Source organism: Moorella sp. E306M, from assembly GCF_006538385.1.
In the GTDB taxonomy this organism is placed as follows: domain Bacteria; phylum Bacillota; class DSM-521; order Neomoorellales; family Neomoorellaceae; genus Neomoorella.
The window spans coordinates 2,579,112-2,594,064 of sequence record NZ_BJKO01000001.1 but is presented as its reverse complement, the minus strand read 5'-3'; the positions used below and the strand labels follow the sequence as shown (position 1 = coordinate 2,594,064).

General features: G+C 54.6%; 16 protein-coding genes and 2 riboswitches. Of the genes, 3 read left to right on the top strand and 13 right to left on the bottom strand.

The window, feature by feature from the left end; all coding sequences use genetic code 11:
• Nucleotides 1-217: 217 nt before the first annotated feature.
• A complete protein-coding gene (locus FLZ89_RS13395; RefSeq protein WP_141305157.1) occupies nt 218-1,423 on the top strand; it encodes an amidohydrolase family protein in 1,206 nt (401 codons plus the stop codon).
• A gap of 125 nt (nt 1,424-1,548) precedes the next feature.
• Nucleotides 1,549-1,821 (top strand): acylphosphatase, encoded by a 273-nt coding sequence (locus FLZ89_RS13390; protein WP_253256564.1) that lies wholly within the window; start codon nt 1,549-1,551, stop codon nt 1,819-1,821.
• A gap of 80 nt (nt 1,822-1,901) precedes the next feature.
• Here FLZ89_RS13390 and FLZ89_RS13385 read toward each other — a convergent pair whose 3' ends face one another.
• Nucleotides 1,902-2,468 carry a glycerol-3-phosphate acyltransferase gene (locus FLZ89_RS13385; RefSeq protein WP_141264680.1) on the bottom strand — a complete coding sequence of 189 codons (567 nt, stop codon included), beginning with the start codon at nt 2,466-2,468 and terminating at the stop codon, nt 1,902-1,904.
• 216 nt (nt 2,469-2,684) lie between these two features.
• Nucleotides 2,685-3,128: an Hsp20/alpha crystallin family protein gene (locus FLZ89_RS13380; protein WP_141264681.1), complete on the bottom strand. Its 444-nt coding sequence runs from the start codon at nt 3,126-3,128 to the stop codon at nt 2,685-2,687.
• 396 nt (nt 3,129-3,524) lie between these two features.
• Between FLZ89_RS13380 and FLZ89_RS13375 the strand changes: the two genes are divergently transcribed.
• A complete protein-coding gene (locus tag FLZ89_RS13375; protein WP_172613623.1) occupies nt 3,525-3,965 on the top strand; it encodes a hypothetical protein in 441 nt (146 codons plus the stop codon).
• 41 nt (nt 3,966-4,006) lie between these two features.
• On the opposite strand, the gene FLZ89_RS13370 is transcribed toward FLZ89_RS13375, so the two are convergent.
• The 11 genes from FLZ89_RS13370 to FLZ89_RS13315 all read right to left on the bottom strand — a co-directional run bounded on the left by FLZ89_RS13370 (nt 4,007) and on the right by FLZ89_RS13315 (nt 14,888).
• A complete protein-coding gene (locus tag FLZ89_RS13370; RefSeq protein ID WP_141264683.1) occupies nt 4,007-4,861 on the bottom strand; it encodes an energy-coupling factor ABC transporter ATP-binding protein in 855 nt (284 codons plus the stop codon).
• Between the two features lie 76 nt (nt 4,862-4,937).
• Complete coding sequence (gene cbiQ, locus FLZ89_RS13365) at nt 4,938-5,705, bottom strand: cobalt ECF transporter T component CbiQ (RefSeq protein WP_141264684.1); 768 nt, start codon at nt 5,703-5,705, stop codon at nt 4,938-4,940.
• On the bottom strand, nt 5,706-5,993 hold the full coding sequence (locus FLZ89_RS13360; protein WP_141264685.1) for an energy-coupling factor ABC transporter substrate-binding protein: 288 nt from the start codon (nt 5,991-5,993) through the stop codon (nt 5,706-5,708).
• Nucleotides 5,994-6,057: 64 nt separating this feature from the next.
• The gene (locus tag FLZ89_RS13355; protein ID WP_172613733.1) at nt 6,058-6,813 is read right to left on the bottom strand and encodes an energy-coupling factor ABC transporter permease; all 756 of its coding nucleotides are present in this window, start codon (nt 6,811-6,813) and stop codon (nt 6,058-6,060) included.
• 28 nt (nt 6,814-6,841) lie between these two features.
• Nucleotides 6,842-7,633: a precorrin-6A reductase gene (cobK, locus tag FLZ89_RS13350; protein WP_253256563.1), complete on the bottom strand. Its 792-nt coding sequence runs from the start codon at nt 7,631-7,633 to the stop codon at nt 6,842-6,844.
• Nucleotides 7,634-7,984: 351 nt separating this feature from the next.
• Nucleotides 7,985-8,185, bottom strand: a riboswitch (cobalamin riboswitch).
• Nucleotides 8,186-8,242: 57 nt separating this feature from the next.
• Complete coding sequence (locus FLZ89_RS13345) at nt 8,243-9,568, bottom strand: 5'-deoxyadenosine deaminase (RefSeq protein WP_141305154.1); 1,326 nt, start codon at nt 9,566-9,568, stop codon at nt 8,243-8,245.
• Complete coding sequence (locus FLZ89_RS13340) at nt 9,565-10,569, bottom strand: xanthine dehydrogenase family protein molybdopterin-binding subunit (protein WP_141305153.1); 1,005 nt, start codon at nt 10,567-10,569, stop codon at nt 9,565-9,567. Before FLZ89_RS13340 ends, FLZ89_RS13345 begins: the two co-directional genes overlap by 4 nt.
• Complete coding sequence (locus FLZ89_RS13335; protein WP_141305152.1) at nt 10,562-11,845, bottom strand: xanthine dehydrogenase family protein molybdopterin-binding subunit; 1,284 nt, start codon at nt 11,843-11,845, stop codon at nt 10,562-10,564. The genes FLZ89_RS13340 and FLZ89_RS13335 overlap by 8 nt, the downstream gene beginning before the upstream one ends.
• A 50-nt stretch (nt 11,846-11,895) precedes the next feature.
• Nucleotides 11,896-11,997, bottom strand: a riboswitch (purine riboswitch).
• 407 nt (nt 11,998-12,404) lie between these two features.
• Entirely contained in the window at nt 12,405-12,689 is a 285-nt protein-coding gene (locus tag FLZ89_RS13325) for a hypothetical protein (protein ID WP_141264690.1), read from the bottom strand.
• A gap of 22 nt (nt 12,690-12,711) precedes the next feature.
• Complete coding sequence (locus tag FLZ89_RS13320; protein ID WP_141264691.1) at nt 12,712-14,091, bottom strand: TRAP transporter large permease subunit; 1,380 nt, start codon at nt 14,089-14,091, stop codon at nt 12,712-12,714.
• 74 nt (nt 14,092-14,165) lie between these two features.
• On the bottom strand, nt 14,166-14,888 hold the full coding sequence (locus tag FLZ89_RS13315; protein WP_141264692.1) for a gamma-glutamyl-gamma-aminobutyrate hydrolase family protein: 723 nt from the start codon (nt 14,886-14,888) through the stop codon (nt 14,166-14,168).
• Between the last annotated feature and the right edge of the window lie 65 nt (nt 14,889-14,953).

The window sequence follows — 14,953 nt, the reverse complement described above, 5'->3', positions numbered from 1 at the left end:
TGTCGCCAATGACGGCTCCTCAATCAATGATTTCTCTACTCTGCCTCTCTATCACTTTACCATGAAAAAATAATATTCGCCGTTAAAAACGAGAATCCTGCTGGCAGGTAAGCACCGGTATTTGGGGGATGCAAATTGCCTCCCAAGGTTTATCGGTGACGGCCTTGCTTCCTATCCTTCTAAAGGTGTAGGATAGTTATTGTTTGGGGGGAGGTCTATGAAGCTCGTCTACATTAACCCGGAGACAGACCTGGACCTTCTGGCCGGCAGCCTGTGGGACGGTCAGAGTGAGGAATGCCGGCAGCATGTAGTTATCAGCATCCGCCGGGGCCGTATCGCCGCTGTACAATCACAGAAAATGGCTGTTACAGAAAAAAATACCCCGCAGCTCAACCTTTCCGGAATGATGGTGTTACCCGGTTTGATCGATGCCCACGTCCATCTAGCCCTGGACGGCATCGATTTTCAGGCCTCACTGGCCCGCTGGCAGGACCCGCCGGCCCGGGAATCCGCCCTGGCCCGGGCCCTGCGGGCATCCCTGGAGCATGGCCTGGTAGCTATAAGGGACGGCGGCGACCGGGAGTGTCTCAACCTCCAGGCGCGGGAGTGGGTCCGGACAGGCAAATACCCGGGTCCCCGGGTGGTGGCCACCGGGATGGCCGTTACGAAAAAAGGAAAATACGGTTCTTTTCTTGGTCCCGGCATCACCGATCCGGCCTCCATTAGGGAGCTGATTGCCGGCCTGGTAAACCGCGACGTCGACCAGGTAAAAGTTGTGGTGTCAGGCCTGGTTACCTTCCGTCGTTACGGAGAGGTGGGCGGCCTGGAATTTGACGCAGCCGAACTGGTTACTGCCGTGAAGGAAGCCCACGCGTCCGGGCGGCCGGTGATGGCCCATGTCAACTCGGCCCCCGGCGTGGACCTGGCCCTGGCCGCCGGGGTGGACAGTATTGAACACGGCTATTTTCTTACAACGGCCCAACTGGAAACCATGGCGGCCAGGGGTACATACTGGGTACCGACTGTCGCCGCTATAGCCAACCGGCTTTCTACCACCGTGAAAAAGTTCTACCCGGAGAGGGAAAAGGAAATTATACAGCGGACCCGGGAATCTCAGCAGCAGATGATTGCTAGAGCTTACCAGCTCGGAGTGAAGCTGGTCATAGGCACCGATGCCGGCGCACCCGGTGTCTACCACGGGGAATCTTATGTGGACGAACTGCTGTACTGGCACCAGGCCGGCGTCCCGGCGGCGGCTGTGCTGCGGGCGGCTACGGTTACAGCTGCGGCCGCCCTGGGCCTGGGCGGGGAACTGGGGCAGGTAAAACCAGGCTACCGACCCTGCCTGATTGCCGTCCGGGGTAACCCCCTGGAGGATTTAAAGGTCCTTGCTCAACCGGAAATGGTTTTTATTGACTTCTAACCTTTTGCCACCGCACCTTCTTAACAGGGGAACCTTTCCGCCCAACTATCAGTTGTTCTTTTCCAGGGCCTATGCTATCTTTAATTAATAAGATTTTTGCCAGGGAGGTCTTGGCTTTGTCCATTGTGCGGGCGCACTTCTGGGTGAAGGGCCTGGTCCAGGGGGTGGGTTTTCGTTATTTTGTCCTGCGGCAGGCTGCGGCTTTGCAACTTAACGGCTGGGTGCGCAATCGCTATAACGGCAGCGTTGAAGGGGTAGTTGAAGGACCGGCTGAGAGGGTGAAAGAATTCCTGAACTACTGCCGCCATGGGCCGGCCATGGCAGATGTTCAGGAACTTAAGATCCAGTATGAAAAACCTCAAGGTGAAAACACCTTCAGGATCCGGGGGTCAATATGAACAGAATTTAATATAGCTCATGATTACTTAGGAGGCCAAATTACTTCTTCTCCTTGATGGCAAATACAACCGATAAGCGCCTATGTCCTTCTCATGAATAAAGGTATGTGGCGCAGCCAGGCAATCACCGCCAGGCCCAGGCCGAGAATAAAATACCAGCCTGGTCCTTCGCGCAGCCAGAAATAAAAAGGCAGGCCGCTGAAAGTAATGACGGTCGCCAGGTCGCTGTTGCGGGTGAGGAATACCAGCACGCCAAGGGTAATGGCCGCCGGCGGGACTACCGGCGGATAAATGGCCAGGGCCACCCCCAGGCTGGTGGCCAGGCCCTTTCCACCTTGAAATTGCCAGTAGAGGGGCCAGTTGTGCCCGGCCACGGCTGCCAAAGACATCAGGACGGCAAGTTCGATTCCACCCCACTTCCACCCCAGGACCGCCAGCAGGTAACCTTTGGCCGTATCCCAGAGGAAAGTAGCTATTCCTGCCTTCAAGCCCAGGTTGCGGAGGACGTTCATGGTACCAGCGTTACCGCTGCCCACCCGACGCACATCCACCCGGTGCCAAAGGCGGGCGGCAATATGCCCCCCGGCCAGGGAACCGCCCAGGTAGGCTAGTATAGTGCCTGCCAAAACCGGCGACAAGGGCAACAAATCTTATCCCCCTCGTATGGAGATCTTGTTCATTAGGTTGTGACTCTACTGCCAGTTTCCACCGGATCCTAACTCATGATGGACACCCTTGCCTTTAGCTAACAGGCTGTTGCCGCCTTGCCCCCAGTAGACTTTTTCACCAAGTCAGTGCCATGCCGGGTACACAAACACTATAGGCGGTCCCCTTGTTGCGAGAACCGCCTCTCTCAATAACCTCTATTCAACAGGAATATGTTTGCCGCGCTTTAATCCGGCCTCTTTCTTTGGCAATATTACCGTTAACAGGCCGTTTTTATAACTGGCGGAAATTTTTTCTTCATCCACGCCTTCTAAATAAAACCTGCGTTCAATGCTGCCACTCCTCCGCTCTTTGCGGATGAAGTTTTCCCTGGTTTCGTCGATTATTGTATCCTGTTTGACAGAAATATTAAGCGCGCCATCGTCATAAGTAATTATAATATTCTCTTTTTCCATTCCCGGCAATTCGGCTTCCACAATATACTCGCGTTCTGTTTCCTTTATATCTGCCTTAAAAGGTTGGCCGAATACAGGGACCCAAAACAGGTCTTCGTTGAATACCCGTTCTATGAAATTCTCGACATCGGAGAATATTGGCCTTAAGCCTTTTCTCCTGCTATAGAAAGGTATTAACCCAAACATCGTACTATACCCCCCTTTAAATTTTTTGTTTCGCTTTTATTCTATAAAGATAGTCAAGGAAAGTCAATGTCAAATAAAGACAAACATGGTCAAAAATTTAAGGTTATGGATTTTTGGCGCCAAATTTATCAGCAATTAGCAAGCCAGGCTTATCCTAGCAGAACTTCACGGGGCGGAGCGGTAACTTGGGTTCTGAGACTTTGTCCGGGAGTTTACTTCTTTCTAAACAAAGAAGTCTTCGCTGCTTCCCTGATCGCAAAGAATTACTTAGTTGGGATACATTGGATGGCTCACGAAGCCATAAACTCCGGTGGAACAGCGGGGATCCCCTTTAGCATCCGGCCGGCACCATGCATAGGATATGATAAACGGCCGGGCTGAAGGAGGTGAATACAGTTGGAAGATCTCAGCCGCTTCTTTGCCGTTATCGGGGCGGTCTTTGCGGCGGCCAAAGGTATTACCGACCAGGTCAAGGTCCGCTGGCCCTGGCTGGGGGAACCCAGGAATGATCCCCGGGAGGAAAAACAGCGGGAGCTCTGGGTGATTTTATTTAACGCCGTTATTGCCGCCCTCCTAGCTGGCATGGCCGCGATTGATGTCTTTGCTCTGATGGGACTGAATGCTTTTGCCGGCCTGAAGGCTGCTTATCCTGGACTTTATTTATTCATTAATATGGTGGCCGTGGGCCTGATGTCTACCTTTGGCAGTCCCTTCCTCCATGAGATCCTGTCAATCCTGATTGAATTCAAGGAAAATATTCGCCTGCGCAACCAGATGGCCACCTTACAGCTCCTGCCGGCGAAAAAAGTCAAAACGCCCAGGGATGAAAATGACTGAACGCAACATTTCAAAATTACTGACCCAGGCTGTGGACCGACTCAAATGGCCAGCTTGGACCTGGAACGATAAGGAATGAAGCCCAGGAGCTCTTCTTTATTTTTCGGTACTGGCGCCGTTGCCGGCAGCCACCCTTTATTTTTCAGGTCTTCATAAACATCCAGCAGCCAGGGCCGGGCCAGATCAGCAGATTCCAGGAGGGTGGCATCGCTAAAGATTTCGGCCGGCGTCCCGGCGCCGATTACCTGGCCGCGGGCCAGGACGTAAATATAGTCGGCCCAGGTATAGGCTATGTCTACATCATGGGTGGATAAAATAATCGTCTTTCCCTGGCGGCTGATATCTGCCAGCAAGGCCATAACCTCCCGGGTTGAACGCGGATCCAGGTAGGCCGTCGGCTCATCAAAGATGATGACCCTGGGTTCCATGGCCAGGACGCTGGCAATGGCCACCCGCTTTTTCTGGCCATAGCTTAAGAAATGGGTCGGTTTATCCTGGAGGCCGGTGATACCCGTTGCCGCCATGGCAGCTTCAACCCTTTGCCCTGCCTCTTCCCTGCTCAGGCCCAGGTTTAACGGTCCGAAGGAGATCTCCTGGCGAACGCTGGCCGAAAAAAGCATGCTGTCGGGGTCTTGAAAGACGATGCCCACCTGCCGGCGTAATTCTGTTAAGGCTTTATGGCTGTAATTAATCCTGGCCCCGGCAAAGTAGATACAACCATCCTGGGGCCTTAAGATGCCGTTGAAATGAAGGAAAAGGGTCGATTTGCCGGCACCATTGGGACCCAGGACGGCAATTTTCTTGCCTTCAGGTATGCTCAAGGTAACATGATGCAATGCCCGGGTACCGTCAGGGTAAGTAAAGGAAACCTTTTTTGCTTCTAATATGGCGGCCAAAAAATCCACCTCCAGTAGTCGGCATAGACTGGGGCATAAAAGGCAAGTGGAGAAGCCGGTCTGAAGACAGCCGGCATTATGTAAGCAGCATTAAAATCACTAAAGCCAGGTCAAAGATGGCGGCCAGGCATAAAAAGGGCCACGAGAAAGGATAAGCAGCCTCCAGCACGCGCAGCTCTTCATGGTAGCCCCTGGCCGTCAGGGCGGTGAATAGTTCCTGGGAGCGGCGGTAAGTCTTAATAAAAAGGCTGGCCGCCAGCTGGCCCAGGGAATGATAGGAAGTGCGCAGGGAAGTATAGCCCAGGCGGGAAGCCTGGGCGGTATAAATATCGTTGACGGTCGCCAGCAGGACAAAGATAAAGCGGTAGGTCAGGCTGATTAAATCCACCAGAAGGGCCGGGAAGCGCAATTGTCTGAGAACGGTAAGGATATCGACCATGGGTGTTGTTAGGGACAGAAAATAAAGGCAGGCAGCGGCCCCCAGGGACTTGAGAAAAATTTTGCCGGCCAGGTGCATGCCGGCTGGGGTAACACCAAAGGTCCACCCCAGGATGGTCACGCCCTTAAGACCGGTCTGAGGCTGGCCGGTAATGGTGAGGGCGATCATGATCACCCCTGCTAGTAAAAAAGAAAAGGGCACTAGCATAAGCTGCAGGTAAAAACGGGCCGGGATGCCGGCGAATCCAATGGTAGCTCCGGCCATCAGGGCAATAATAATGGCAGGAATTGAAGGCCGGGGCGCCACCAGGGCGATCAGGAGGGTTACCAGGGCAAAGGCTATTTTTTCGCCCGGATGGACGTTCTTCAACCGGTTACTATAGGCATACTGATCAATGCTGAACATTTACTGTTGCTCCCGCTGTTTCTTTCCTTTGCTGTAACCCAGAAAGTAGCAAACAATGCCGCTGCCGATGGCGGCCTGGGCGGCAAAGAGGAAGGATTCCACTTCCCCGCTGGGGGGTTCCCACACAGGTTTAAACCAGGGTTCATAATCAGGCCGGATCTGGGTAATAGTATCTTCCGCCTGGTCGTCAGCACCAGCAAATTCAGCGCTGCGGTGAAGGAAAAAGGGTGCCGCTGCCAGGAGAATAACGATCAAGAGTAAAAAGATATTTTTCTGGGCGGTACTCATTACTTGTACACCTCCATGAACTGGATGTCAGTTACAATAGTTAATAAGTCCGTTTTAACCCTTTTTACCGGATATGCTGCTGGTTGCGGCCTCCCACCACCAAGGCCTTATTATCATCTAAAATAGACAGCTCTAGCAATTCGTTTTTATTATAAGTGGCCAGCAAGTTAAAGACGATGACAGTTAAGATACCTTCGCTAATGGCCAGGGGTATCTGGGTAACGGCAAAAATGCCCATGAATTTCAGCATGGACGCCAGCACCCCGCCGGGCTGGGCCGGGAAGGCCAGGGCCAGCTGCAGGGAAGTGGTGATATAGGTCATCAGGTCCCCCAGGGTGGCGGCCAGGAAGACGGCTACGGGCATTGAGCCATTGAGCCTCCGTACCAGGCGGTAAAGGCCGTAGGACACAAAGGGTCCGACGACGGCCATGGAAAAGGTGTTGGCACCCAGGGTGCTCAAGCCGCCGTGGGCCAGCAGGAGGGCCTGGAAGAGGAGGACAATACCTCCCAGGATGCTCATGGCAGAGGGGCCAAAGAGGATGGCGCCCAGTCCCACGCCGGTGGGATGGGAACAGCTACCGGTTACTGACGGGATTTTCAAGGCCGACAGGACAAAGGCATAGGCGCCTGCCAGGCCCAGGAGCATTTTCAGCCCGGGGTTGCTTTTAACGGTCTGCTGGATGGACCGCAGGCCCCAGAACCAGAAGGGTAGGACGACGACAAACCAGAAGGCGGCCCAGTTGAAGGGCAGGAAGCCCTCGGCGATGTGCATGGCATAGGCCGGCTGGGGCAGGACGGCCATGGCCAGCACGATATACATACCCAGTATGGTTATACGGCGGAACACGCTATATACCTCCCTCTGGAATTGAACTTGGAAATGCCGTTGCTATTTTTTTCAACAGGGCGATGGCTTCGGCAACTGTGTAAACTGGATAAAGGTACTGGATGGAAGGCCGCTTGATTACTACTACCGGGATCTTCAGCGCCAGGGCGGCGGCAATTTTGGACCCGGTACCGCCGGCCGGACCGGCGTCCCGGGTGACGATAACACCGGCCCTATAGGCTTTAAACATGGCTTTATTTATTTCTTTGGAAAAAGGCCCTTGCATGGCGATAATGTCGCGGGGTGTCAAGCCAAGGTCCTGGCATTTTTTAATTACCCGGTGCTCCGGTAATACCCTGACCACAATGCGTTTACCTTTAAGCAGGGGGTTTTTGACGAACACTTCCAGGTTATTGGTACCGGTAGTTAAAAAGATAGTCTCCCCCAGCCCGGCGGCAGTACGGGCGGCTTCTTCCCAGGTTGCCACCTGGTAAATGAGGCGGTCGTCCGGCAACTTTGTTTCTGGTCGTAAAAAACGCAGGTAAGGTAAGCAGTGTTGCCGGCACCAGGCTTCCAGGGTCCTGGATAGCTGGTTGGGGTAAGGAAGGGTGGCGTCTATTACTGCTTCCAACGCCCGGCCAACCTTCAGGGCGGCTAGATTACTTTCCGTTAAGGGATCTGTTAAAATTAACGTCGCCCCATCCTGCCGGGCCAGCTGTTCGCCATAGGTGCTGTCAGTCCAGGTGGCAACCTCGTAGCCTTCCTGCCGCAGGTTACGGATTAACTGCCTTCCCTCGCCGGTACTCCCTACCACTAAAATCAAAACGCGCCGTCCTCCCTGTAGAAACTAAAAATCCCCGGCTGTTTTGCCGGGGAAACCGGTGGCGCCGCTAAAACAGGCATGCCTAACTAAACCACCTCCCCGGGTTGAGACCCTGGTGGCCTCAGAACAGGCTAGCCTGTTGGCCTGGCATCATCGGTTGCGGCAAGTTCCCGCTTCCAGGCGGTGATTTGCCCAACCTCTCCCCTGCCGGCGGCTGAATTTAAGCCCGGTCTTCTCGAGACCGCGCACCCATACTGTATGCAATTTAAAACCCTCTGCTCCTACACAAGCAGAGGGTATGCTTGCCATGGTTTTGGCCAACCACCCCCTATCCGGCGTAGGGGTAAAGGTTTCCAGGCAACCGGTATCCTGACTCGGGATCACTGCTCCGGCACCGCCTTCCCAGGTATTACCCAGTGGCTTGATGGTGCCTCGCTCCCCCTCACAGTGGCGGGACCGTGTCAGATTTGCACTGACTTCCCGTATTTGCCTAGAACATATTCACTTTAATGTTATTCTAGCATAACCTGGATATGATGTCCAGGGGTTTTAACGTAGCTTGGTAAGTCCTTATTCCTGATGATTTTTTGCCAGGAGTTGTTATGCCAGCCCGGCTCGCCGGGCGACACGCAGGATGGCTTCACTGGCCTTTTTCCGGACTTCACCGGCATCAATGGTCTTCAATTGCCTTTCCTCCATGACAATTTTGCCGTCGACCATGGTCAGGGTGACATCCGAGCCTCTGGCCTGGTAGACCAGCTGGGTGTAGACGTCGACGCCGTCCTGCGGCTGGGTATGGAGGCCTGCCAGGGAAACCAAGGCCAGGTCGGCTTTCTTCCCTACTTCCAGGCTGCCGATTTCCTTTTCCATGCCCACGGCCCGGGCCCCGCCCAGGGTGGCCATTTCAAAGACCACAGGCGCCGGCATAGCGGTGGGCCCATGGAGGGGTTTCTGGATCAACGCTGCCAGCCGCATTTCCATAAAGGCGTCCAGGTTGTTATTGCACGGCGCGCCGTCGGCGGCCAGGGAAATCACAGTACCCCGGCTCAGGAGATCCGGTACCGGGCAGATACCGGAAGCCATCTTTAAGTTAGACGAAGGACAGTGGACCACTTTCGTACCGGTGCGGGCCAGGATATCCTTCTCCTCTTCACTGAGCCAGATACAGTGGACCAGGATGAGGTCGGGACCGGTGAGGCCGAGATCGTCAAGGTAAATGACGTTGCGCCGGTTGTGGAGTTTTTCCACCAGGGCGCATTCACCCCGGTTTTCTGAAGCATGGGTGTGGATTTTAACGCCGTAATGGCGGGCGAGGTCCCGGACTTCTAATAATAATTCTTCGGTGCAAGAGACGACAAAACGGGGCGTAAAGGCGTACTGGATGCGGCCATTGGCGTGGCCGTGCCACTTCTCCAGCAGGTCGACGCTTTCTTTAAGGGAGGCCGCCGTTGTTTCTTTAAGGCTGTCCGGAACGTCCTCGCCAAAGTCCATCATTACTTTGCCGGTAATGGCCCGGATGCCGCTTTTGGCAATAGCTTCAATGGCCGCATCGGTATGATGGACGGTCTCCATGTCGACGATGGTGGTGGTTCCGCTTAAGAAAAGTTCACCGATGCCCAGCAGGGCGGAGTAATAAAGGGACTCGGGGTCGTGGGCACCTTCCAGGGGCCAGATGCGCAGGCGCAGCCAGTCCAGGAGTTCCAGGTCGTCGGCGCGACCGCGGAAGAGGGACTGGCAGAGGTGAATATGGGGCTGGATGAGGCCGGGGATGACCAGCTGGCCCGTGGCGTCGATAATCCGGTCGGCAGTGGCCGGTGTATTGCCGATGGCGGCGATGTGGTCGTCTTCAATATAGATATCCCCCTGGAAAACTTCCCTCCGGGGGTTCATGGTAACCAGGGTACCGTTCTTGATTAAAATACTCATTTCTTCTCTCCTTCTTTTTCCCGCAGGGCGGCCAGGATTTTCTCCGGTGTAACCGGCAATTCAGTAATGCGAACTCCCACGGCATTGTAAATAGCATTGATAATGGCCGGTACGGTGGGGATGGTAGCGGGTTCACCAACTCCTTTGGCGCCGTAGGGGCCGGTGGGCTCATGGGTTTCCACAATCAGGGGCTGAATCTCGGGTATATCCAGGGCAGTAGGAATGAGATAGGTAGAAAAGGAATTATTAACGATCCGGCCCTGCTGCAGGTGAACCTTTTCCAGTAGGGCCATACCCAGGCCCTGGGCGACACCGCCTTCAATCTGGCCCTCTACCCCGAGGCGGTTTACGGCCCGGCCCACGTCATGGGCGGCTATGAGCTTTAAAACCCGCACTTCCCCTGTTTCCGTATCCACTTCCACCTCTGCAATCTGGGTACCGAAGGCGTAAGGCCAGTATGGTGCCCCCTGGCCGGTCTCCCGGTCAACGGCCGTGGTATGGGTGACGAAGGTTCCCTGCCCCACCAGGCGGTAGCCAGCCAGGCGGGCCCGGGCGGCTGCCTCGGGGTAGGATATTTGTTTCTTGGGGTAACCCTTGACGTAAATTATTCCCTCCCTGGCTGCCAGGCCGGCAATGGTATTAACCCCTAAGAGGGTCCGGGTGTATTCAAAAAGGACTTCCCGGGCCTGGCGGCAGGCCATTTGCACGGCATTGCCGGAGGCATAGGTCTGGCGGGTGGCCGCCGTCGTGCCGGCATCGGGGGTGGTATCGGTGTCGGCGGTGATTACCGTTATCCATTCATAGGGTACCCCCAGCTCCTCGGCGGCAATTTGCGCCAGGATGGTAGTAGAACCCTGGCCGCAGTCCACAGCGCCGCTGCGCACGGTGGCCGTACCGTCATCGTGGATTTCTACCGTGGCCGTTGCGACATCGGGAAAACCATTACCGTAGCCGGTACCGTAGAAAAAGCAGGCCATACCAATACCGCGTTTTTTACTCATCCTGCATCCCTCCCGGTATTAACTCTGCCAGCGACCAGCCGGCGGCCCGGGCCGCTTGCAGCATAGTCTCCGTCAGGCCGACGCTGCTTTCCAGAACCTGGCCCGTGGCGGTTACATCCCCCTGCCGGAAGGCATTGAGCCAGCGGATGGTAAAAGGATGGATCCCCAGGCGGCTGGCCAGCTCGTCCATCTGGCTTTCATAAGCCAGGGGCGGCTGGGTGGCGCCGAACCCGCGCATGGCGCCGGTAAAAGGATTATTGGTATAGACCGCGTAGGCATCAATCTTAACGTTGGGGATGACATAAGGACCGGTGGCATGGATGGCAGCTTTTCGCAGAACGTTAGGGGCCCAGGAAGAATAGGCGCCGCTGTCGCCGATGATTTCCGCTTCCAGGGCCGTTAACTTTCCATCCCTGGTGGCACCGGTCTTATAGCGCATGATCATGGGGTGGCGCTTGCTATGGGCCAGGAAGGATTCTTCCCGGGTAAGGACCATTTTCGCCGGCCGCCGGGTATGCACGGCCAGCAGCGCCACCAGGGTCTGCAGGGTCATATCTTCCCGGCCGCCGAAGGCACCGCCCACGGCCGGGGCCACGATGCGTATGCGGTCCTGGTTCCAGCCCAGCACCCTGGCTACTTCCACCCGGTCCCAGTGGACATACTGGGTGGCTACGTAAATTACCAGGTGGCCGCGTTCATCCACCCGGGCCACGGCAGCCTCTGGCTGGAGGAAGGCGTGGTCCAGAAGCTGGGTACGATAGGTATTTTCCACCACAACATCGGCTGCGGCAAAGCCTGCTTCGATATTTCCTTTACGGATAGGTAGGTGGTAAATAATATTGTCCCGGTCGGGATGGACCCGAGGCGCCCCCGGTTGCATGGCCGCCACAGGATCTAAAAGGGCCGGCAGTTCTTCGTAGGTTATCTTTACTTTAGCCGCCCCAGTCCTGGCGGCGGCCGGGGTGGTAGCACCTACCAGGGCGACGACGTCATTCACCGAACGCACCTCGTCCCGGGCCAGGACGGGCATGTCCTGGTAGACGACGCCATGGCCGTTATGGCCGGGGATGTCCCGGGCGGTCAGGACGCAGAGGACCCCCGGGACCTGCAGGGCGTCCGAGGTATCAATATTGACTATCCGGGCATGGGCGTAGGGGCTGCGGACGGCCTGGCCGTAAATCATCCCCGGAAAATTAAGATCAGCCGGGTAGATGGCCTGGCCGGTGACCTTAGCCCGGGCATCTACCCTGGGCGGGGAAGTACCGACAACTGCCAATACGAATCACTCCTCGCGTCGGTTATAAAGAATAAGGCAACCGATGCACAGCAACGAAGGACTAACTTCGTAGCCGGGCAATTTGCGGTTGCCTGGTAGAGACCCTCAGTCCATATTGCTGAGGATATACGAAGTATAATTATAATTCGACCTGTTACAGTTAAAATCCTGCTAAAGTTTTAAAAGATGGGGTTAGGGAACCTGAACCAAACCGGCGACACGCAGGGCCAGGAGCCGCTAACATCTCCCTTATTATTTTGGCAAACAGGGCGATGATGGGCATTATCACCAGCGTCGGCCTGGGGCCTATCAAGCTACTGGCCAAGATGGCGGCCGAGATGCAGAAGCCCGCCGGCCTGACGGTCCTCGATTAGCCGGACGTTCCTAAAAAGATGTGGCCCCTGCGGGTGAAGAAGCTTTTCGGCGTAGGCGCCCCGGATGGAGGCGCATCTGGCCAAGCTCGGCATCCATACCATCGGCGACCTGGCCCGGGTAACCAGGGTCGATGCCCCATGTTACCCGGAAAGTAGATACCGTGCCTTCTTTTATTGCGTCTGCTCTATGTTACCTCTCTGGTTTCGCTTTCTTGATGATCATTACTTATGGTTAGCTCATGACTTCCCCTGGTGTAGAAGCTAAATAACCCGAATAGTACGCCGACAGCAGCTATTTTTATAGCGTAATCGAGGGATTTTTTACCAATCATGGCCATCTGGGTGGCCGCCGGACCGCCGATGAGAAATCCCGCACCAAATATGAAAGCCACCAGCGCACCAATGAGGACGGCAATCAAAACAAAGATGCCAAAAAGGTTGTTAAACAGGTCTACCAATACTTTTTTCATTTCAATACCCCCAGCCAGATGCTTATTTTATAAATATCGGTAAGACTCCGATAAGGAGTAAGAAGGTGACTATAAGGTGAGCAAATACCCAGACGTAAGTCAGTTTAGCCGTCTCCCAGAACTTGGACCGGGCAATCCCCATAGCCGTATACATGGCCAGGGCCAGGGGCGGGGTCATACCTTCCATTACGCCGGTAATGGCCGGCATAACGATGGCTACCAGGAAAGGATCGAGGCCTACCGCCGCACCAGTAGAGATAATGGCTGAACCCAGGATGGCTACCTGGGAAGATCCGGGTAAAACCATCCCCAGGAAAGCGGTAAAGACGACTATCAGTAAGGCCCAGCCTGCTTTACCCAGGCCGAAACTCAAGAACCAGGTCTTAATTGCTTCGCTCATTTCTACTTTCTGGAACACCAGGGCAATGGCATAGGCAAGGTAAATAGTAGCCGAAACCGGCACCACCCCTTTTAAGCTATCCCGGAACATGGCGAAAACGCTATTCAGGTTAAAGCCACCGGGAATCTCCTTGCGTCCGACAATAATGGCGTAGAAGGTACAGAACCCTGCCGCCATCAGGAGCACCGAAGCGGAAAAGGCCTTGGCTCCATCAGGACCATAGCGGGCTATAAGGGTAGTCTTAAAAACTGAATCGATAATAATCGGACCCAGAATAAAAACCGGAATTAGCAGGGCGCTCCAGCCTTCTTTAAGGGCCTGGGCCAGGTTGGGCCGCTCCTCTTTAGGTACGGGCTGTACCTTGTAATATTTGCAAAAGGCCAGCAGGGTGAGCCAGCGTTGTAAAATCAACCAGCCGAAAACAATATATAGCCCCAGCCAGAAAGTAGAAAGGGAATATTTATCGGGGTATAAAGTCGAGAGTATGGCAAAAGCTACCAGATTTAAACCGGGGCCGACCTGGTTACCCAGCATGCTGGCCGCCATTTCCACTGTTGCTGCCAGGTGGCGGGGAAAACCGCTCCGGATCATGGCCGGGATGGTAAAAACACCGGTAGCCGCGACGTTGCCCGGTCCGGTACCGGTCATGGTGGCCAGGGCGCAACTGCCAAAAAGGGAGACATAACCGGCACCGCCTGGTAGACCGCCAATGAACGCTAAAATAATGTTAATTAACTTTTCTACTACTCTGGTTTGACCTAAAATATAGGCAAAGACCAGAAAGCCTACGATAATATAAAAGAGGCCGCTTGTGGTAGGGGCCAAGAGGCCCGGCCAGAAGAGATCGTAACGTCCTGTCATGACAATAGTGAAGGCAAAAGCAATGGCCATGGCCTCATAAATAGGCCGTTTGAAGGCTATAAAGACCAAGGCGATAACTATAAGCAGCTCAATTAACCAGAATACCTGGATGGGGAAAGGCCCAACCGTTTGGACTGGCACTTATAATAACCTCCTTTAGGTTAAATTCCACTTTTGATTATTTAAATTATTTAATCCGTCTTTCCTGTTTGAGTCTACCTGGCACCTGCATTAACCAGCTCTCTAAAGAGTTCCAACCAGAACGACTCCTGTAAAACCTCCGGGTGAAATTGCACCCCTAAAACAAAGTCGTGCTCAAGGCTAGCCATGGCTTCAACTATGCCGTCCGGCGCCCGGGCGACAACTGCAAATCTCGGCGGCGGTTCCATGACTGCCTGGCGGTGAAAACTGTTGACCATAGCCTCTCTCTTCCCGGTAAGACGGGCCAGGATACCATCCATCTCTACTTTGTGAATAGTTTCTGCCGGCGGCCTGCTACCCTGCTGGTGGACAACGCCGCTATTCTCCGGCCGCATGTGGATATCATCCAGGTACATGGTCCCGCCGCAAACAACATTTAGAACCTGGTGCCCGCGGCAGATGCCAAGGATAGGCATGTTCCTTTCCAAGGCACCCAGCAGGTAGTCCCTTTCATTGGCAAAGCGTAGAGGGTTCTGGCTTTCTAAATCTTTAGCCTGGTCCCCGTTTAAAACATTGCGCTTGACACTGAGGACCTCGCCAGCGGCTATAAGGGCATCAATGTTGTTTAAAGTCTCCCGGCGAATTTCGGGGTCTTTGACTACCGGTAGCAATAAAGGAATGCCACCAGCCTTCTCCACCGCTTCTACACAGGCCTTGACTGTGTAGATGAGGGACCAGCCCGGGACAACATTGCCCTGCTCCCATCCGGTAGTAATACCGACACGAGTGGAACGCATCTAATTGTTATATCCCCCTTTCATTTTTTGTTATAACTTGTTATAACTATACGATACGCCACTCG

Coding starts and splice junctions, on each gene's coding strand:
- FLZ89_RS13325 (WP_141264690.1), bottom strand. CDS start 12,689: ATGAAAAAAGTATTGGTAGACCTGTTTAACAACCTTTTTGGCATCTTT.
- cbiQ (WP_141264684.1), bottom strand. CDS start 5,705: ATGTTCAGCATTGATCAGTATGCCTATAGTAACCGGTTGAAGAACGTC.
- FLZ89_RS13315 (WP_141264692.1), bottom strand. CDS start 14,888: ATGCGTTCCACTCGTGTCGGTATTACTACCGGATGGGAGCAGGGCAAT.
- FLZ89_RS13395 (WP_141305157.1), top strand. CDS start 218: ATGAAGCTCGTCTACATTAACCCGGAGACAGACCTGGACCTTCTGGCC.
- FLZ89_RS13345 (WP_141305154.1), bottom strand. CDS start 9,568: ATGAGTATTTTAATCAAGAACGGTACCCTGGTTACCATGAACCCCCGG.
- FLZ89_RS13355 (WP_172613733.1), bottom strand. CDS start 6,813: ATGTATATCGTGCTGGCCATGGCCGTCCTGCCCCAGCCGGCCTATGCC.
- FLZ89_RS13340 (WP_141305153.1), bottom strand. CDS start 10,569: ATGAGTAAAAAACGCGGTATTGGTATGGCCTGCTTTTTCTACGGTACC.
- FLZ89_RS13380 (WP_141264681.1), bottom strand. CDS start 3,128: ATGTTTGGGTTAATACCTTTCTATAGCAGGAGAAAAGGCTTAAGGCCA.
- FLZ89_RS13360 (WP_141264685.1), bottom strand. CDS start 5,993: ATGAGTACCGCCCAGAAAAATATCTTTTTACTCTTGATCGTTATTCTC.